The sequence below is a fragment of the Paenibacillus peoriae genome (genome assembly GCF_022531965.1).
Classification (GTDB): Bacteria; Bacillota; Bacilli; order Paenibacillales; family Paenibacillaceae; genus Paenibacillus; species Paenibacillus polymyxa_D.
In genome coordinates, this window is sequence record NZ_CP092831.1 from 5,297,023 (window position 1) to 5,316,657 (window position 19,635).

The window sequence follows — 19,635 nt, forward strand, 5'->3', positions numbered from 1 at the left end:
TGCGCCCGCAATTTATCATAATAGTGTAGACTCTGCTATAAAACAGTCGCTATAAGCCTGATTAAGACTGAGCACTTGCTCCTGCAACGATTTCCGTAATTTCCTGGGTAATAGCCGCTTGACGAGCACGGTTATAGGTCAAGGAAAGCTCACCAATTAACTTGGAAGCATTCTTCGTAGCAGATCCCATTGCCGTCATCTTCGCTCCCAGTTCACTAGCTTTACCATCCAGCAAAGCGCCGTAAATGAGCGTTTCCGCGTAACGTGGCAGCAATACTTCCAGCACTCCTTCTGGTGAAGGCTCATACTCATAGTTAATTGAGGATGAAGCTGTAGCTGAATCCGGTGTCGCCATTGGTAACAGACGGTCAACTGTTGGAATTTGAGTCAATGCGTTGACAAAGCGGTTATAGCATAGATAAAGCTCATCAAATTCTTTAAGTTCAAAGCCTTGTACAGCCTTGCTTGCAATCGTTTTGATATCTGCAAAAGCAGGTGTATCCGACAGATCTGTTACCGATTCAGCGATAGGAAATTCACGACGTCTAAAATAATCCCGTCCTTTTCGCCCAATGATGAAAATCACAAATTCATCCTGTGAACGGTGACGTTCAGAAATCGTCTGCGTAACCTGTCGTAAAATATTGGCGTTATAACCACCAGCCAGACCACGATCAGATGTAATGATGAGATAAGCAGTCTTTTTAACCGGACGCGTTTCCAGCATTGGATGCTTGATGTTATTCGCTCCAGAAGCAATGCTACTCACAACTTCCTTAAGCTTTTCCGAGTAAGGACGAGCCGACTCCGCTTTCTCCTGAGCTTTTCTCAGCTTGGATGCAGCGACCATTTCCATCGCTTTCGTGATCTGCTTCGTACTCTGCACACTTTTAATCTGACGTTTAATCTCGCGCATACCTTTTGCCATGATTTCACCACCTTCAAGCTTTGGCAAAGCCAAAGCTAACTTCGTAAGATTCAAATCCAGCCGGGCATATGTTAAAGGGCCTGTTATTGAGGGTAAAACATGCCAAGGAAGCCAAAACCCGGAGGGCACGCTTCCTTAGAACATCTTTCATCATAAACAGGCAAATTCCAATGTATTATACCGACGTGGCGAATGATTTTTTGAATTTCTCGATAGCTGCCTTCAAAGCCGTTTCGTTATCAGCCACCAAGTCTTTCGTGTCGCGGATAGATTGAAGCACGTCCTGATGGTCAGACACCATGAAAGACAGGAAGTCTTTTTCAAAACGTTTTACATCCGCTACAGGGATATCATCAAGGAAGCCTTTTACAGCAGTATACAAGCTCACTACTTGTTGCTCTACAGCAAGCGGTTGGTTAACACCCTGTTTCAGAATTTCCATCATGCGTGCGCCGCGATCCAGACGGGCTTTTGTGGATTTATCCAAGTCGGAACCGAATTGGGAGAACGCTTGAAGCTCACGATATTGAGCAAGATCCAGACGCAGGGAACCTGCTACCTTTTTCATTGCTTTAATCTGAGCTGAACCACCTACACGAGATACGGAAATACCTACGTTGATCGCCGGACGTTGTCCTGCATAGAACAAGTCAGCTTCCAGGAAGATCTGTCCATCTGTGATGGAGATAACGTTGGTTGGAATATATGCAGAAACGTCGGAAGCCTGTGTCTCGATGAACGGCAATGCGGTAAGTGATCCGCCGCCCAACTCATCATTCAGCTTCGCTGCACGTTCCAGCAAGCGAGAGTGAAGATAGAAAACGTCACCCGGATATGCTTCACGGCCCGGTGGACGACGCAGCAACAGGGACAATTCCCGGTAAGCTGACGCTTGTTTAGTCAAGTCATCATAAACAACAAGGACATGCTCGCCTTTGTACATGAAATACTCACCCATAGCGCAGCCAGAGTAAGGAGCAATGTACAGCAATGGTGATGGCTCGGAAGCTGATGCCGTAACGACAATCGTATATTCCAGCGCACCGTGACGACGCAATGTTTCAACAACTTGAGCTACCGTGGATTGTTTTTGACCAATAGCGACATAAATACATTTCATGCCGTTACCTTTTTGGTTCAAAATTGCATCGATTGCGATAGATGTTTTACCTGTTTGACGGTCACCGATGATCAACTCACGTTGACCACGACCAATTGGAACCATCGCATCAATAGCTTTAATCCCCGTCTGCATAGGCTCATGTACCGATTTACGGGCCATAACGCCTGGAGCCTGACTTTCAACCGGACGGAATTCTGTTGTAGCAATCGGTCCTTTACCGTCTACTGGTTGCCCCAATGGGTTAACTACACGTCCAATCATTGCTTCCCCTACAGGGACCTGCATGATCTGGCCTGTACGTTTTACTTGACCACCTTCACGAATGTCGGAGAATTGACCCAAAATAACAACACCGACATTGCTTTCTTCCACGTTGAGCGCCAAGCCCAATACGCCAGTGTCGAATTCAACCAATTCACCGGCCATAACTTTTTCCAGTCCGTAGACGCGGGCAATACCGTCGCCGACTTCAACAACAGTGCCGACTTCAACGACCTCGATATCATTTTTATATTGTTCAATCTGACTTTTAATCAATGAACTGATTTCCTCAGGTTTGATACTCAAGTGTGTTCACCCCTATCTTCTATACTCGTCTGTTAAAGGATTTCTCGAGACGATCCAGCTTGCCGGCCAGACTGCCGTCGTACAATGTATCGCCGATAACCACTTTTAATCCGCCCAGCAGACTCGGGTCCACTATATTTTCCACACGGATTGTTTTATGTTCACGGGCTCCGAATTCCTCGGCTACCGCTGTTTTTTCCTGATCACTTAAAGCATAAGTCGAATACACCTTTGCATGAGCAAGTCCCAGCTTGTATTCCTGAATATCGAGGTATCCGGCAAGGAGAGATTCAAACAAATCTGCTCTACTACGCTGAATCAACAGTTTGATCGTGTTAATTAGCGAGGCAGACAACTTGCCTTCAAAACTGTTAGCCAGAACTTGAAGCTTGACCGCTTCCGTAATGTTAGGAGAATTAATGAATTTACGGATTTCAGCATCCCCCGATACAGCCTCTACAAAAGCACGTAGCTCCTGCTCGGTTTCCATAATGGTCTGTTCCTGCTCTGCCACTTCAAACAAAGCTTTCGCATACCGTTTGGCTACTACCGTATCCCGGCTCATGCTTTGCCTCCTACCTCTTTAAGGTATTGGTCGACAAGCTCTCCCTGGACTTGGTCTTCCTTGATTTCCTTTTGAATCAGTTTGGAAGCAATTTGTACCGAAGCTTTACCCACTTCGCTGCGCAGTTCGGCAACCGCCTTATTACGCTCGCTTGTGATTTCACGAACAGCTTCGTCTTTCAGGCGGACAGCTTCGTCTTTAGCCTGAACAATAATTTGCTCCGCTTGTTTGTTACCTGTTTGTTTTGACTGCTCAATAATGTCGTACGCTTCCTTACGTGCCTGCTGGAGAGCCTGCTTTTGCTCCTCAACATAAGCAGCAGCCTGTTCACGCGTCTGTGCCGCTTCATTCATTTGCTGTAATACAAGCTGACGCCGCTTCTCCATAACGGAAAAGAGAGGTCCGAATGCATAACGCGTCAGTAACCAGTACAAGATCAAAAATGCAATGATTGTGAAAACGATACTTGTCCAATTTAAACTCAATTGAAGTCACTCCTTTCCGGTGAACGTCGGTTCTGGATCTTTCATGTTCAAACGAACAAAGAAGGCGCGGATGGCTGTGCCTTCCCCGCCAAACCTTGCTTCCATTCAATTAAGCACCTGCGTAGAAAATGAATGCCAGAACGACCCCGATGATTGGCAGGGCTTCGACCAGACCTACACCGATAAACATTACCGTTTGCAACGTTGCTTTTGCTTCAGGCTGACGAGCGATACCTTCAACTGTTTTACTTACGATCAGACCGTTACCAATACCAGCGCCCAAAGCGCCCAAACCTACTGCGATTGCAGCTGCGATATATGCCCAAACTCCCATTTTAAAAAATCCTCCTTAGTGATGTGTATTTGTGTGTTACATGTATTTGCAGTTAAGAGCGAAGCGTACTCCTGAACTTAACTTAAAACCAGAAAACGAGCTTGTCTAATGCTCTTCTTCATGCGTGTCAATAGACTGTGAAATATATACAAACGTCAGAATCGTGAAGACGAACGCTTGGATACTGCCGACAAAAATACTGAATCCTTGCCAGACCACGAGTCCCAATACGGAAGCAACCATACCTCCCACACCAAGTGCTGTCATTTTCAGCAGAACACTGATCAAAACTTCGCCGGCAAAAATATTACCGAATAGACGCATACCATGTGTCAACAGTTTTGAGAACTGCTCAATCAAGTTAATTGGCAAAAAGAATGGAAATGGCTGAACGTAATGCTTGAAGTAAGCTTTGGTATTACGGAAAATCCCCAGGAAATGAACCAGGACAAAGATCATCAAAGCCAGTCCAATGGATACCCCTGCATCTGCGGTAGGTGATTTCCACCAGCTGATGCCTACATGGGCAGCTTCTCCCGGGTGAGACGCCTGTGCTTGTTCTAATGCTTCTTTGACCGGAATGATTTCATGTCCAAATACTTGGGCACTTTGCACATTATCGAATTCGGTCACAATCCCGAACGGTAATCCCAGCATATTTCCCACGAAGATGAACATGATCAGCGTCATCCCCAAAGAGAGGAATGGCTTCCCTTTTTTCAAATCCATTGTGCTGGTAATCAGTCCTTGAACGAATTCGACGACCCATTCCATAAAATTTTGCAGCTTGCTTGGATTGTCCACAGACAAATTGCGCGTTGCAGCAAATGCCAGTCCAAATACAATCGTGCAGGTCACAATAAGCATAATAATGACGGACAAGTCAATGTTAAACCCGCCCAATTGGATAATCGGTGATTCATGCAACATGTTTTCTCACCCCTTTCTCAGTTGAGCTATCATTTTTCCTGAAGCGCGAATATGATGCCTATAATTAACAGAAGAAATTGCCCAGTCACCAGGCTTGCCATTACAGCGATCTCATGGAAGTAGGCCGGAAATTCTATCGCCAGCACCACTGCCAAAATTGAGGTCCCTAATCGAAAGCCAAAGCCAATACCATACACTCTCTTCTTTCTTTCACCGGCGGCCGCACTCGCAACCTGTCGAATTTTGTAGGCCATATACAGCACATTTAGACAGCTTACTCCCGTTCCCAGAATGATTCCGTGAGCAATGTCACGATGTTGGGGCATGAAGGCGGAGACCAGGAAACACAGAGCCATAATACCAAGCGCTACGATCCATAACATTTTTTGCATACGGGTCATCTCATTCATGGTTATCCCTCAATACCTTTCCGATCACAAGGGCAATACTTAATGCGCCTACAACCAAGCCTGCGAGAACGCTTACGCCAATCCAAATTCCGGAGCCACCAAGTTTGGCATCGAGCCAATTTCCGGCATAGAAACCACCCAGTGTGCATATCGCCAAATCAATGCCGATCGCGCTCACCAATCCAATTGCCTTGAAGGCATTTCCGGTGTTATTTCGGTTGTTGTTTTGCTTGGAAGGTTTGACCACTTTTCCATGTCACCCCTGCAATTCCAGTCCATTTTACTTAAATATAAGATGCTTTGTCAATTGAGATATTTTAGCGCCCTAAAGTATAAAATCAAACGACAAAGCATCTTAAATTGCTGTATCCCTTGGTAACCGTACAGTTTAACTGTATGCTTGCCTTGTAAAGAATAATTATATCGGACGAACACCTTTTGTGAACATTGTGTGAAATTCTTCAGGACGTTCGGATTGAACGCCATAATGGTGCAAAATCGCATTGACAATTCTTACTGATGCTTTTCCATCGCCGTAAGGATTCGCTGCCTGACTCATAGAATCGTACAACGCGGAATCTGTCAAAAGTGCCTTGGTCCGATTGTACACGTTCTCTTCGTTCGTACCCACCAGTTCCAAGGTGCCCGCTTCAATTCCTTCCGGTCTTTCAGTCGTATCACGCAGCACCAGGACAGGTACTCCGAACGAAGGCGCTTCTTCCTGAAGCCCACCGGAATCCGTAAGGATTAGATGTGTATGTGGGTAAAAATTGTGCAGATCCACGACATCCAGCGGATCAATCAGCTTAATACGCGGATGGTTGCCTAAAATCTCAAATGCAGGTTCCTTCACAGCCGGACTCGGATGAACCGGATAAACAATAGCGATATCCTCAAACTCATCCGCAATTCGCTTAACCGCATTAAAAATCTGACGATGCGGTTCCCCTTGGGATTCCCGGCGATGTGCTGTCATAAGAATCAGGCGTTTGCCCTGAGCCCACTCCAGTACAGGGTGCTCGTAATCCTGGCGAACCGTATACTGAAATACGTCAGTTACTGTATTGCCTGTAACATATATTCGCGATTCAGGCTTGTTTTCCTTCCGCAAATTTCCAGCCGATAAAGAAGTAGGCGAGAAATGCAGATCAGACAGCACGCCTGTGAGCTGACGGTTCATTTCTTCAGGATATGGAGAAAGCTTGTTCCACGTCCGCAAACCCGCTTCCACATGCCCTACTTCAATCTGCTGCATAAAGGCTGCATAGCTGGCGAGGAAAGTCGTCAGTGTATCACCGTGAACCAACACGATATCGGGCTTGGCCTCACGCAATACAGGTTCCAGACCTTGAAGTACCCGCATGGAGATTTCATTCAGTGTCTGGCGATCCTTCATTACGTCCAGATCATAATCAGGGTGAATATTGAAAACTTCCAGAACCTGATCAAGCATCTGGCGATGTTGAGCCGTAACGCATACCACGGACTCGATATGCTCCGGGTGGCGCTGAAGCTCCAAAATAAGAGGAGCCATCTTAATCGCTTCCGGACGCACACCAAAAATTGTCATCACTTTGATTTTGGACATTTTCTGTTGAACCCCTTTTCATAATAAATGTCCGCTTCACAGATCTTCCATTATTTAAAATAAGGACCTGTATAACGTCCATAGATTTTGCCGAACTGCCAAAGGCAGTCTACTTGGTTCCGTACAAGCGGTCTCCCGCGTCACCAAGACCCGGAATGATATATCCATGATCATCCAGACGCTCGTCCAGTGCAGCGACATAGATGTCTACATCAGGATGTGCATCCTGCACAGCTTTGACTCCTTCAGGAGCAGCAATCAGATTCATCATTTTAATTTGAGTGCAGCCTCTCTTTTTCAACACATCAATCGCCGCAATTGCAGAGCCACCCGTTGCAAGCATCGGATCAATCACGATCAATTCGCGCTCAGTTACATCTGTAGGCAGCTTCGTATAGTATTCTACGGGTTGCAGCGTCTCAGGATCGCGGAACAGTCCCACATGGCCCACCTTTGCTGCAGGCAGCAGTTTTACTACGCCATCCAGCATACCCAAGCCTGCACGCAGAATCGGAATAAGACCCAGCATACGTCCGGAAATCACTTTACCTTCTGTCTCAGCAACCGGTGTCTGCACCGTAATGCTTTCCAGCGGGATATCCCGTGTAATTTCATAAGCCATCAATGTTGCTACTTCATCCACCAGCTCGCGGAAATCCTTGGTGTTGGTCCGCACATCGCGGATAAATGTAAGTTTGTGTTGGATCAAAGGGTGATCACAAACCACCAGTTTCGCCATAATATATTCCCTCCGGTATTATCGTCACGTTCTTTCGCACCAGCATATCGAACTATCCTGAGTCGAAAGGATCTATGTAACCTATTTGTACAAACCAAATAAGCACAGATGCAATGCGTGCCTGTAAATCCTGTTTATTATAACATTCCCTTGATTGATTTAACACCTGCCACCGTAACCTTTTGTCAAGGGAAAGATATGACATGTAAAATAATGAATAGGACCGCTTTACGTGTGACTTTTATCACATAAAAACACAACAAAAAGGCTCTGACGGCCCTTGACCGCCAAAGCCTGAAGGCTTTATACTTCCTGCCCGAGCTATAGCCTTTGCCTCCTCATGCAGAGGTATTCTTTTATCTATACTTCAAATTGTCCCATGCCCCCTGAAATTGCTGAAGCATTTCATCCTTTGTGATAACCCCTGCAATATAGGCTTGCATACTGCTGCTTAAATCCTGATTCAGCCCCTTCGGAAAGCGTTGGAAGTTCCAACTCCATATCTTGCCTTCCCTCACATGCCGAGATATTTCTGCACCTAGATCGCCTGTCGTCTCGTCGCTGGACGTAATACTTTTGAAGGCGGGAACAAACTTAAACTCCTTGGTGATATAATGCTTGCCTGTTTCTGATGTGACCAACCAATTGAGAAATTCTTTTGCCTCCTGCTTCACAGGCGAATTTTTATTGACCACCCAGTTCGATGCCACTCCCACAGCGAGTCTACCTCCTGTGGAGGGATCATTGTCTATAGGCGCAGGCAGAATACCCAAATTCAAGTTAGGATTAATTCCATCTATTTGCGGTTGCGTCCAGTTCCCCTGGTGCATCATAGCAGCCTTACCTGTTGAAAACAGCGTCACTTGTGTATTGTAATCCGTCGTGAGCGGATTGCGGTTCCCATATTTTATAGTCAGGTCAAGCAACTTCACCCACTGATCGAACACCGGGTTACCGGGGATGCGAGCCGTTCCTTTGTTTAAATCCTCAACATAACTTTCCGGGTTCGGCTGTCTGGCAAACGGAATATTGATAAAATGGTTCCCCAGAACCCACCATTCCGCATACCCGTTAGCAAAAGGTATAATCCCTGCCGCTTTCAGTCGCTTGGCTGCTTCCTCCAGTTCATCTATCGTCTGAGGTAGTTTGGTTATGCCCGCTTTTTTGAACAAATCCTTGTTATAAACAAAACCAAATCCTTCTAGGTTCATAGGCTGTCCATAAATCTTACCGTTAACCGTCATCGGCTTACGAGCGAAATCGTCCAGATCCTTTACCCATGGCTGATCCGACAAATCCTCCAAGTACTCCAACCACGTATCGCGGTCCTGGTAGCCCTCATTTGTGAAAATGTCCGGCTGATCGCCTGATGCGAATTTAGCCTTCAACGAAGCACCGTAGTCCGTACCACCACCGACAGATTGGATATCCAACTTGATGCCAGGGTGCGTTTTTTCATATTCTGCCTTCAGCTTATTTAGCGGTTCCGAAATCTCTACTTTGAATTGATAAATGTGTATCGTTTTCGTCTCACTCTGTTGAGCCTTCGTATTTCCACAACCTGCAAGTGTACATGCGAGCAGCACCATCAAGGAGATGACAAGTAACGCTGTTTTTTTCATCGGATATCCCTCCCTTCAGCCCTTGACCGCACCGGCTGCAATGCCAGAAACGATGTATTTTTGCATCACCAGAAAAAACACAACAATTGGTGTGATCCCCAACACCAGTGCTGGCAGCGCCAAGTCCCATTGCTTGGTGTACTGACCAAACAACATATAGGTTGCAATCGGAATGGTGCGCAGCTCAGGATCATTCAAAATGAGCGAAGGCAACAGATAGTCATTCCAGATCCATAAGGTATTCAAAATAAGCACAGTTACGAACATAGGCAGCAGGAGTGGACAAACGATGCGAAAGAACACCCCGTACCGGGATGAACCGTCCACCCTTGCCGCCTGCTCAATCTCAATAGGTACCGTTTTAATAAAGCCATGAAAAAGAAAAACGGATAAAGGCGCCCCAAAACCCAGATAACATAGGATCAGTCCTGGTATACTGTTGTTTAAGCTCAATACGTTGGACACTTCCATAAGCGGCAACATAATCGATTGAAAGGGAACTACCATTGCTGCCACAAGTAAACCGAATAAAAACCGATTAAAAGGAGTGTCATGCCGAACCATCTGGTAAGCGGCCATCGAGCTGATGAGCAGCAAAAGCGCATTACTGACGATCGTGACAATCAGTGAATTCCCCAGTGCTGTGGGAAAGCTTATTTTATTCCAGGCGTTAGCATAGTTTTCAAAACGGAAGGTTGTCGGCCACGAAGCGGAATGGGCCAAAATGTCACCAAAGGATTTAATGGAGTTTACGAGCAAAAAATAGAATGGAACCAGAAAAATTAACCCGATCACAATAAGCAATATTTCAGCAACCCATGTGCCCAAACGGTAGTTTGACGTTTTTTCCATTACATTTCGACCTCCTTTTTCTTCGTGAGACGCACCTGAATGCTGGTAATGATCGCAACGACCACGAAGAAAATCATAGCCTTGGCAGTTCCCAATCCAAGTCGATTATTTGTAAACGCTTCATTATATATGTCCAACGCTACAGACTCTGTCGACTTGAAAGGTCCCCCCTTGGTGAGAGCCAAATTCAATTCAAATACTTTAAAGGACCAGGATATCGCTAGGAACAAGCAGACGGTCACCGCTGGCATAATAAGTGGCACTACAATATGACGCAAAATCTGTCTTCGGCCCGCGCCGTCAATTTGAGCCGATTCAATCAGGGCAGACGGGACATTATTTAACGAAGATATGTAAATAACCATGAGATAACCTGCATATTGCCATACAAACACAATGACAGTTCCCCAAAAAGCAGTTGGCCCATCACCCAGCCACGGCAGTTTAAAAAAGGAAAGCCCTGTTGCCTCCCCTACCGCAGAAAAGCCGCGTACAAATATAAATTGCCAGATGAAGCCGAGCAGCAAGCCGCCAATCATATTGGGCATAAAAAATACAGTTCGCAGTGCATTACGGGTACGCAACGGTTTGGTAAGTGCATAGGCTAGGAAAAAGCCAATCAGGTTCGTCAGAATGACACCACATACGGTAAACCGAACTGTAAACCAGAACGCATTACGGAAATCTGGATCATCCCTAAATATATGAACGTAATTCCCTAGCCCGAGCCATCGGATATTTTCAGATACTCCATCCCAGTTCGTCATGGAATAATACAGCCCCAGCAGGAACGGAATGACCATAATCAAGACGAAAAACAACGCCATCGGTCCCACAAATACGAGCTGCTGCAATAATTGCGCGGATTTTCTTTGACTCAATGTAATCACTCCTTTGTCGTAGATATAAAGGAAAGCGCGCATAAACCTTTACTGTAATCGCTTATTACCCAAAAATGTAAGTTTCGAGTCGTTTGGAAGCAAAAAAAGGCTGTTCTCCTCCGGCTTACGGAAGGAAAACAGCCTATAATATAAAGATTATGATTGTCGATGAATTAGTATTGAGTTCCTGGATAAATCGGGAACTTATCTGTTAACTCGCCAACCGCTTGGCTTGCTTTGGACAATACAGTATCATCTTTCGGGTTTTTAAGGGTTTCAGCAATGATTTTACCGATTTTGACCATAGCCTCTTCATCCATCCCACGAGATGTTGCAGCAGGTGTACCAATACGAATCCCGCTTGTTACGAATGGACTGGTCGGATCAAAAGGAATCGCATTTTTATTGACCGTGATGCCCACGGAATCCAATACATGCTCCGCTTCTTTACCTGTGATATTCAAATTGCGCGTATCCAACAGCATCAGATGGTTATCCGTACCACCGGATACAATGTTAATCCCCTCAGCCAACAGTGTTTCAGCCAGCACCTGTGCGTTGCGGACTACATTTTGCGCATAGGTTTTGAACGATGGCTGGAGCGCTTCACCCAAAGCAACCGCTTTGGACGCGATCACATGCATCAGTGGCCCCCCTTGAGTACCAGGAAAAATAGCTTTATCAATCGCTTGCGCCCATGCTTTGCGAGTCAGAATCAGACCCCCACGCGGACCACGCAGCGTTTTGTGTGTCGTTGTTGTTACAAATTGGGCATGCGGAACTGGACTTGGGTGAATTCCCGCTGCCACAAGACCTGCGATATGTGCCATATCCACCATGAACAAAGCACCTACATCATTGGCAATGGAAGCAAAAGCTTCAAAATCAATAGTACGCGGATATGCACTCGCGCCAGCTACAATCAGACGAGGGCGGTGCTTGAAGGCTGCCTTGCGCACTTCATCGTAGTCGATGCGGAAGTTGTCTTCGCGCACACCATAGGCAGCAAAGTTATACAACAAGCCGGAAGCGTTAACCGGACTTCCGTGTGTTAAATGGCCACCATGCGCCAGATTCATACCCAGTACAGTATCTCCAGGTTTGAGAGCTGCCAGATACACCGCCATGTTGGCTTGTGCTCCAGAGTGAGGCTGCACGTTAGCATGCTCAGCGCCGAACAGTTCTTTTGCTCGGTCACGTGCGATATCCTCAACGATATCTACATGCTCACAGCCACCATAGTAGCGTTTGTTCGGGTAACCTTCAGCATATTTATTCGTCAGCACGGAGCCCATGGCTTCCATTACTGCTTCACTGACAATGTTCTCGGATGCGATTAGCTCGATATTGTGGCGTTGTCGTTTCAGTTCAAGTCCCATTGCTTCCATCACTGCTGGGTCACTTTTACGCAGGTGTTCCATCATGATTGATTACTCCCTCTCCATAGTCAATTGTTGGGTATACAAGCTAACGCCTGCTCCTCTGTTGGGTACCTCATCCTCATTGCAAAAACGATTAGTACAAACATGCCGCCATGCCAAATGCTAATCGCAGTTTCCGCCGACTTCTTGCTCCAGACTGTACACCGCCCGTTGTCCACCAATAAGTGGAGGACGGGTGAACGCCGCTGTCACACGTGCTTCGCCAATCCAGCGAAGGCTTGGGCGAAACGGAACAGCAATCGGTCGCAGATGCATGCCAATCAGCGTTTCGCCGATGTCTATCCCGGCATGAGCCTGCACGTTCGCCGCCAAACACGCGTCGCTCATAGAACGATAGGCGACGGTAGCCATAGAGCCTCCTGCTGTACGAACAGGAACAGCCGCAACCTCCATCAGTCCCAGTCGCTCCAGTACAGCCCGTTCAACGACCAACGCTCGGTTCAAATGCTCACAGCATTGAAACGCTACATCAAAGCCATACTGCCTGCGAACGGACTCTACTCCAGATAACAGTTGTTGAGCCACATCGAGCGCTCCCGCCGTGCCAATTCGACTTCCAGCCACTTCACTTGTGCTAACGCCGATAACCAGCAGGCGACCAGCCCTGAGACTGGCTGCTTCTGCGATTTCCCGCACAACAGAAGTGGTCTGTGCTTCTAGCGAAATCTCATGATCCAATTGTCCCACCATTGGAACCTCCTTTGGTTGAACAGCCTCTCAGAGACTAGGCACGGTCTCATGCCCCAAGTTCAACACACTCTCTCCTGATCACAATCTCACTATATTATAGCCGATGTTTCAGATTTCGAGCAGAAAAAATGGAAGAACCTTTGAAGGAATCAACCCTCAGCTAAACATCTGGCATAACTTGTATATGAAAAAAGAGCAGTCCACACCTATGTGGAATTGCTCTTTTGCCCAGGCGACCGGCCGTATATCCGATGCTCCATCGTGGTTAATCCCACTTTTGTCGCCAGTTACATCGGATTCTCATTTTTCCACCTTATCTTAACGGATTAACCATCGAAAATCAACAGATTCCGTACAAAATAGATGAGTAAGAGCGATTTTATTCGGAAGAGGCCTTTAGCTTGTCCAGCAGCTTATGCAGCGCCGTGCGGATTTCCGCAGCTGTGACATCGTAGTCTTCTCGCGAACCGCCAAACGGATCTGAAATATCAAAGCCCGGAATCCGTTGGTGTAATTCAATCATTCGTTCACGCTCCTGCGCCGATAGCTCTTGTCCGAGTGAAGCCATCAACTGCTGTGAAGCATATAAACCGTCCAACTCCTGTACATCATTCAACACCGCATCCCGGTTCTCCACATATTCCTTAAGCGTAAATACTTTGCCCGCCGTTTGGGGAAAGCGCTGAATTACGTGCTGTTTATGTCCTTGCGTCAAGGTTAAGATCAGATGTGCCCACCCGGCAAGCCCGTCGCTCAAAGGGGTTGAGGTGATCTGATCGGATATATCGTGATCACGTAGAACCGCCTCTGCATGTCGGGATATCGGCGTGCCTTCCATCGCTGCCACTCCCGCAGAACGCACTTCCAGTTCTAGTCCATGCTCAGCAGCCAACTTACGCAGCATCCCTTCAGCCATTGGACTGCGACAGGTATTCCCTGTGCATACAAATAAGATATTCTTCAACGTTTTCACCCCCCGTATGTTAAAAAATATATAAACAGAGGATTACTATAATCCTAATCCCTTACTTTAACCCTGCACTTATTTTACACTGTCTGCGCTAAAATCAAAACATAAACATAAAGCCGAATGCCAGCAAAATGGCACCGCCCACTGCTTCCCCGTAATCTCCTAGATTGCGGCTGACCTTGCGACCCAGCAGTAGGCCCAACATCGCCATTGCTCCCCCGCAAAAACCAAATGCCAGAACAGACAGCACCAGATCACTCTGGAACATCCCCAGTGACACTCCTACAGAAAATGAATCCACGCTCACCCCAAGTGCAAACAGCAAAAGACCTAAAGGCGAACGATGATCCAATACCTGTACGCCGTCCCCTTTGAAGGAATTATACACCATATGCCCGCCTAAAAGGATGAGTAGCCCCCCTGCGAAGTAGGTCGTCACATGACCTAATAAAGAACTCATATAATGGCCTGTGAAAATTCCCAGCAATGGCATCAGAATGTGAAAAAAGCCAATAACAGTGCTGATGCGCAGCACGTCTCGCAGGCGTATCCCCTTCATGCCGATCCCTACGCCCAGCGATAACGCATCCATTCCTAGCGCTACCGCCATGATCAGAATCGTTACAACCTGCCCGGCATGGGCAGAGGCTGCCAGCATACTCCATCCCTCCATTATCCGTCTGTTCTTGTACACGTTATGCGGACAAGGGGCAAATCAGTACAAGCATGCACTGAAAGTACCCCATACCGAGAAGAGGAGGGAGGAAAATTTAATATAAGAGGTTGTTCAAAAAGTCGTCTTTCCATAACGAAGCTATTCAAGAAGCGGATTCGACGTCGAATCTTGAATTCAGCCGGGCCTTCCGTTGCTCACGTAGATCTATCTACGCTCCGCTACTCAGTCCCTAGCTTCATCCAGCCTTCTCGGTCCTGAAAAGCCGACTTTTTGAACACGCACTATAAGAGGCTCTGATTCGACAGAAGCTACAAGCGGACGATTCGGTGACCTGCCGCTTTAAGCAGGCGGTTCATAACGGCGTCGCCCAATCCTTTCGGCGGACAGGATTCCGCCAAAATGTAGGTGACGCCGTCCTCGTCGCAGCGACGCAGCACGCCGTACAGGCGTTGCGCTGCCTCATGGAGCGCGTCCAGCTTGCCTAGCGTGTAGACGCGTTCTCCGGCGTAGCCGGCGGTATGCTCGTCGAACGCGAGCACTGCCGTGCGCTCTCCGCGCGCGGAAGCCTCCGCCAGCGCAGCGCGAATCCACCCCGTCACCTCAACGGACGACGGGCCTTGTACCACGCTCAAGCGGCCTCGCGGCGCGTAGTGTGTGTACTTCATGCCCGGCGAGCGCGGCGCCGGGCTGTCGGCATCCTCCCCGGGCGTAGCGGCCAGCGCCGGGTCCAGCACGACGGCGCGAGCAACTGCAGCGAGCTGCTCAGCCGTCACGCCGCCGGGGCGCAGGATGGTGACCGTTCCGTCGTCAGCCGCCTGCACCACCGTGGACTCCAGCCCCACCCCTGTGGGGCCTCCGTCTAAAATGCCGCCGATGCGGCCCTCCAGATCCTCCCGCACATGCTGTGCAAGGGTGGGACTGGGTCTTCCCGAACGATTGGCGCTTGGCGCAGCCAACGGACAACCCGCTTCAGCGATCAAGCGCAGCGCTATCGGATGATCTGGCATGCGCACACCAACCGTGTCCAGCCCGGCCGTTACACGCGATGACAGTGCCTGCGGTACCACTGGTAATACGAGAGTCAGCGGCCCCGGCCAGAACATATTCATCAGCGCCCGGGCTGTATCGTTTATTTCTGCTACCATACCCTCTAATTGATCAGCATCAGAAACATGTACAATGAGCGGGTTATCGGAAGGGCGTCCTTTGGCAGCGAATACCGCCTCCACCGCTTTTGTACTACGAGCATCGGCTCCCAGTCCGTACACGGTCTCCGTAGGAAAGGCTACCGTCTCTCCAGCTTGGAGGAGTACAGCAGCCTCGCGTATGCCTTTTTCCGCCGCGATCCGAGTCTGTTCAGCCGAAGTTTCGTCAGAAACACCCCCGTCAGTGTTGTTCACAGGAACCAAACATCTTACATCCCACCATTGGGTATGGGAAGACTTCAATGCCTGCTTCAGCTCGCAATTCCCCTGTTTGTCCAGCTTTTGCTCCGATTTTTCCTTTTGCACAAAATCTCCGCGCAAGTCTTGCATTTGATTCGATTTATCGCTCATATCAGATCATCCCATATCTTATTGTCGTATACAGGCCAGTGATTTCGCTTGATCCTATAAGGCTACTTTGAAAGATCAGTTTATTTGGCTCTGCCATGTGTATATCTATCGTAAGCTCCATTATAGCATATGGGGAAACTTACACTCCTCAACGTTTAGGCAAACAAGCCACTCACCCAGCTGCACAGTCCCGCAAGTGCATCCCACAGAAAAAAACGCACTTCCGGCTCCTTGTCAGTGGTATTCGTCCGACTATCTCCATGATCCGTTTTTGCTGATACCGTTTGTGCCGCTGCTTCCCCACTGCCTGCATCAATAAAGCACAGCGGAGGAAACAGCACGCACCACCAATTTTGACCTTTTCCTTGCCCCAGCGTAACCCGTAGCGCTTCATAATTCCCTGCCGGGTAGACAAGACCACCGTACATTTTCGTCGGGAAAGGTACGCTCGCCAGTTCCACTTGATGATCATAGGCAATGCCGCGACGAGCCAGTTCCGTACCTACCAAACGGTCAATTTCAGGTAAATGAGCATCAATCAATGATCTCGCTTGGTCTAAGCTTTGCGGGTTTTCCAACTCACTCACCCAAGCATTCATCTGCTGCACAATAGCGTCCCGTATTTCGCGTTTAACCAGCTGATCCTCCGGGCGATCCGAATTGGCCAAAATACGCAGTCGAATGGAGTCGTGTGGAATCACTTCCAGCCCTGTTGTAGTCACTCCTGATGCTAAGGTTCCTCTTGTTCCAGTGGTCATAGCAGCATCCGTTTTTTGACCTTCCCAAGACATCATTAATATCGAAATACAAAATAATATCATTGCAGCTTGCTTTACCCAACTTCTCATCTTCGTCCCCCCAAACCCAAACTCTATCATGTCTATCAGTTTGTCCGGTTTGGGAGAGTCTAAACCTATAAGTCTTGTAAAATATTCATAACCACTTTACAGATTTTCTTCAATACACCCTCGAATCATGCTACACCAAGCTTCTGACCCTCGCCGAGGAATATAAAAAAGCCCAGATTTCACAATCTGGACTCTCGCGTTGCACCGTTTCAACTCACACACAAATACCAATCAGTATCTAGCCACAATCCACCTGTACTAGGCTTTTTTCGCCTTCGTCAAGTTCAATCTGGAAGGCTGTGGCAGATCATCCTCCAGCTCTTGGCCGTGCACCTTAATGCTCATAACCAAGCCGATACTAGCCATGTTAATAAGCAACGAGGTACCACCATAACTTATGAACGGGAGTGTAATCCCTGTAAGCGGCATAATGCCCAGAAACGCACCAATATTCTCAAAAATCTGGTACAGTAACATGGACACAATCCCGACAATAATATACGGTCCGGCGCGATCCCGGCATTCCAGCGAAATCAGGATCATTCGGTGAATCAAAATAAAATATAACAATAACAGCACTGAAGAGCCTACAAAGCCAAATTCCTCCGCTACGACCACAAAAATAGAATCCGCATACGTATAAGGAACACGCCCGGACTGTACCGAGGTTCCTTGCAAAAAGCCCTTGCCCATCATCCCGCCAGAGGCTATCGCCAGCTTGGCATTTTTGGTATGATAAGACGCCTTCGCGGTTGCCTCTTCCGGTACCAACCAAGGGTCCAACCGTTCTACCCAGTGACTACGGCCAATCCCCTTCATAAAGGAATCAATCTCATCGTGAAACGAAATATAAGCTTTGATTCCGCCGCCAACGGCGACTGCAAATACGATGAATCCGATTAACGCATGGGATGCCTTCACATTACCAATCCATAGCATACCAATGACGATGACAATGTAACCAAGCGCATTACCCAAGTCATTTTGTGCCATAACCATGGCAAACGGGACAAAGCTCACCAGAGCCACTGGAAGAACATCCTGAATGAAATACAGCCTGCTCTTGCGCTTTTTGATCAGCATATAAGTCAGAAAAATGATAAGAACCAGCTTGAATACCTCGGCAGGCTGAAGATTCAAGCCACCAATTTTCAGAAAGCCCTGAGAGTTGTTAACCGTCCCACCAAAAAATCCGAGACCCAACAGGAATATTCCGCCTCCATATACGTACAGGGCTTTTTTAATGAATATCCGAAAATCGACCATCGCTAAACCCAAGATCGCCACAAAACCCAATATATAATACCCGATCATCTTTTGATAGTCGTTGCCGTGCTCTGCCAAGTTCGTAGGGCCCCTACCTGCGCTGTATACCGTTATGATACTAATCGCCATGAGCAAAACCAGAATAAAGATAACCGGACCGTCAATTTTTTTCAATTTCTGAAGCATGATTTCCCCCTGAGCCGTTTCTCGGTCATACTCCTCTTATTCTAAAGGAAAGACTCGCAAAAAGAAAATGCACCACTACTCCGAGACGCCTAGGACATGTCGTTCAATCCCTGCAAGGTCAGGAACGATTATAATGTTCTTCCAATGACCTGCCTGTTCCAGCAGGCCAGCCACGTCTCTGGCCTGTCCCATCCCCAGCTCAAACCCGATTAGCCGGGGCGGAGCCTGAAGGAGTCCGAGCTGCTCCAGCATTGCCCGATATGGGCCGAGCCCGTCAGGACCACCATCTAACGCCATCCGTGGCTCGTGGTCGCGGACCTCCGGCTGTAGGCCAGCGATGTCAGCAGCCGGGATGTACGGCGGGTTGGACACGAGAATGTCCACCGTCGTTCCCGCAAATGGCGCCAGCAGATCGCCCTCGCGGAATTCTACGGCTGCGCCGTTCGCAGCAGCGTTATAAGCCGCTACTTTTAACGCGGCAGCCGAAATATCCCCTGCCGCTACGCGCCAGCTCGGTCGCTCAGCCGCCAGCGTCACGGCAATCGCACCGCTGCCCGCGCCGATGTCGAGCGCCTGAGGAGCACCGCTTGGCCACAGCCGATCGCCGTGCTGGAGTATCGCCTCGACGAGCAGTTCTGTCTCGGGGCGCGGAATCAGCACCGACGGCGAAACCGCGAACGGGCGGCCATAAAATTCCTGCCGTCCGATAATATACTGCGCCGGTTCACCCGCAGCTTTGCGGGCTATGATCCGTTCCCACGCCTCCTTGGCGGTGGAAGGGAACGGATCACCCAGAGCGGCGTAAAACGCCGTACCTTCCAATCCGAGCACATGCTCCAGCAACAAACGGGCATTATGCTGGGGCTCCAGAACGCCACAGCTTCCTAAAAAAGAAGAAGCCTCAACCAAGGCTTCTCTGACACTCATGTTTCGTTCCGGTGACATCCGATACACACAATCGCGCTCGTTCCCCAAAA

General features: G+C 48.2%; 21 protein-coding genes and 1 riboswitch. All 21 genes read right to left on the reverse strand.

Annotated elements, in window-relative coordinates; genetic code table 11:
- Positions 1 to 61: 61 nt before the first annotated feature.
- Positions 62 to 928, reverse strand: coding sequence for an ATP synthase F1 subunit gamma (atpG, locus tag MLD56_RS23375; RefSeq protein ID WP_023990707.1), 867 nt, complete (start codon positions 926 to 928; stop codon positions 62 to 64).
- Positions 929 to 1,103: 175 nt separating this feature from the next.
- Entirely contained in the window at positions 1,104 to 2,618 is a 1,515-nt protein-coding gene (atpA, locus tag MLD56_RS23380) for a F0F1 ATP synthase subunit alpha (RefSeq protein WP_029518506.1), read from the reverse strand.
- Between the two features lie 19 nt (positions 2,619 to 2,637).
- Complete coding sequence (locus MLD56_RS23385) at positions 2,638 to 3,183, reverse strand: F0F1 ATP synthase subunit delta (protein ID WP_029518507.1); 546 nt, start codon at positions 3,181 to 3,183, stop codon at positions 2,638 to 2,640.
- Positions 3,180 to 3,668, reverse strand: coding sequence for a F0F1 ATP synthase subunit B (gene atpF, locus MLD56_RS23390; RefSeq protein WP_023990709.1), 489 nt, complete (start codon positions 3,666 to 3,668; stop codon positions 3,180 to 3,182). Before atpF ends, MLD56_RS23385 begins: the two co-directional genes overlap by 4 nt.
- Positions 3,669 to 3,777: 109 nt before the next feature.
- Complete coding sequence (gene atpE / locus MLD56_RS23395) at positions 3,778 to 4,002, reverse strand: F0F1 ATP synthase subunit C (RefSeq protein ID WP_007432750.1); 225 nt, start codon at positions 4,000 to 4,002, stop codon at positions 3,778 to 3,780.
- 105 nt (positions 4,003 to 4,107) lie between these two features.
- Positions 4,108 to 4,932, reverse strand: a complete 825-nt coding sequence (gene atpB / locus MLD56_RS23400; RefSeq protein ID WP_029518508.1) for a F0F1 ATP synthase subunit A — start codon at positions 4,930 to 4,932, stop codon at positions 4,108 to 4,110.
- 29 nt (positions 4,933 to 4,961) lie between these two features.
- Positions 4,962 to 5,342: an ATP synthase subunit I gene (locus MLD56_RS23405; RefSeq protein ID WP_029518509.1), complete on the reverse strand. Its 381-nt coding sequence runs from the start codon at positions 5,340 to 5,342 to the stop codon at positions 4,962 to 4,964.
- Positions 5,335 to 5,589, reverse strand: a complete 255-nt coding sequence (locus MLD56_RS23410) for an AtpZ/AtpI family protein (RefSeq protein WP_029518510.1) — start codon at positions 5,587 to 5,589, stop codon at positions 5,335 to 5,337. Before MLD56_RS23410 ends, MLD56_RS23405 begins: the two co-directional genes overlap by 8 nt.
- Positions 5,590 to 5,760: 171 nt before the next feature.
- Positions 5,761 to 6,930 (reverse strand): non-hydrolyzing UDP-N-acetylglucosamine 2-epimerase, encoded by a 1,170-nt coding sequence (wecB, locus tag MLD56_RS23415; RefSeq protein ID WP_029518511.1) that lies wholly within the window; start codon positions 6,928 to 6,930, stop codon positions 5,761 to 5,763.
- A 109-nt stretch (positions 6,931 to 7,039) separates the two neighbouring features.
- On the reverse strand, positions 7,040 to 7,669 hold the full coding sequence (gene upp, locus MLD56_RS23420) for a uracil phosphoribosyltransferase (protein WP_013312332.1): 630 nt from the start codon (positions 7,667 to 7,669) through the stop codon (positions 7,040 to 7,042).
- Between the two features lie 356 nt (positions 7,670 to 8,025).
- Positions 8,026 to 9,291 (reverse strand): ABC transporter substrate-binding protein, encoded by a 1,266-nt coding sequence (locus tag MLD56_RS23425; protein WP_029518512.1) that lies wholly within the window; start codon positions 9,289 to 9,291, stop codon positions 8,026 to 8,028.
- 15 nt (positions 9,292 to 9,306) lie between these two features.
- Positions 9,307 to 10,143 carry a carbohydrate ABC transporter permease gene (locus MLD56_RS23430; RefSeq protein ID WP_029518513.1) on the reverse strand — a complete coding sequence of 279 codons (837 nt, stop codon included), beginning with the start codon at positions 10,141 to 10,143 and terminating at the stop codon, positions 9,307 to 9,309.
- A complete protein-coding gene (locus tag MLD56_RS23435) occupies positions 10,143 to 11,024 on the reverse strand; it encodes a carbohydrate ABC transporter permease (RefSeq protein ID WP_029518514.1) in 882 nt (293 codons plus the stop codon). Before MLD56_RS23435 ends, MLD56_RS23430 begins: the two co-directional genes overlap by 1 nt.
- Positions 11,025 to 11,197: 173 nt before the next feature.
- Positions 11,198 to 12,448, reverse strand: a complete 1,251-nt coding sequence (gene glyA / locus MLD56_RS23440; protein ID WP_013312336.1) for a serine hydroxymethyltransferase — start codon at positions 12,446 to 12,448, stop codon at positions 11,198 to 11,200.
- 120 nt (positions 12,449 to 12,568) lie between these two features.
- Positions 12,569 to 13,156: a TIGR01440 family protein gene (locus MLD56_RS23445; RefSeq protein ID WP_029518515.1), complete on the reverse strand. Its 588-nt coding sequence runs from the start codon at positions 13,154 to 13,156 to the stop codon at positions 12,569 to 12,571.
- Between the two features lie 219 nt (positions 13,157 to 13,375).
- Positions 13,376 to 13,457: riboswitch (ZMP/ZTP riboswitch) on the reverse strand.
- A gap of 78 nt (positions 13,458 to 13,535) precedes the next feature.
- Positions 13,536 to 14,120: a low molecular weight protein arginine phosphatase gene (locus MLD56_RS23450; protein WP_029518516.1), complete on the reverse strand. Its 585-nt coding sequence runs from the start codon at positions 14,118 to 14,120 to the stop codon at positions 13,536 to 13,538.
- 103 nt (positions 14,121 to 14,223) lie between these two features.
- Complete coding sequence (locus MLD56_RS23455; protein ID WP_029518517.1) at positions 14,224 to 14,784, reverse strand: manganese efflux pump MntP; 561 nt, start codon at positions 14,782 to 14,784, stop codon at positions 14,224 to 14,226.
- A gap of 326 nt (positions 14,785 to 15,110) precedes the next feature.
- Positions 15,111 to 16,358, reverse strand: a complete 1,248-nt coding sequence (locus MLD56_RS23460) for an L-threonylcarbamoyladenylate synthase (protein WP_241113437.1) — start codon at positions 16,356 to 16,358, stop codon at positions 15,111 to 15,113.
- Between the two features lie 155 nt (positions 16,359 to 16,513).
- Positions 16,514 to 17,206: a stage II sporulation protein R gene (spoIIR, locus tag MLD56_RS23465; RefSeq protein ID WP_029518519.1), complete on the reverse strand. Its 693-nt coding sequence runs from the start codon at positions 17,204 to 17,206 to the stop codon at positions 16,514 to 16,516.
- A 258-nt stretch (positions 17,207 to 17,464) separates the two neighbouring features.
- Complete coding sequence (locus MLD56_RS23470; RefSeq protein WP_029518520.1) at positions 17,465 to 18,658, reverse strand: FtsW/RodA/SpoVE family cell cycle protein; 1,194 nt, start codon at positions 18,656 to 18,658, stop codon at positions 17,465 to 17,467.
- A 75-nt stretch (positions 18,659 to 18,733) separates the two neighbouring features.
- Positions 18,734 to 19,633, reverse strand: coding sequence for a peptide chain release factor N(5)-glutamine methyltransferase (gene prmC, locus MLD56_RS23475; protein WP_029518521.1), 900 nt, complete (start codon positions 19,631 to 19,633; stop codon positions 18,734 to 18,736).
- Between the last annotated feature and the right edge of the window lie 2 nt (positions 19,634 to 19,635).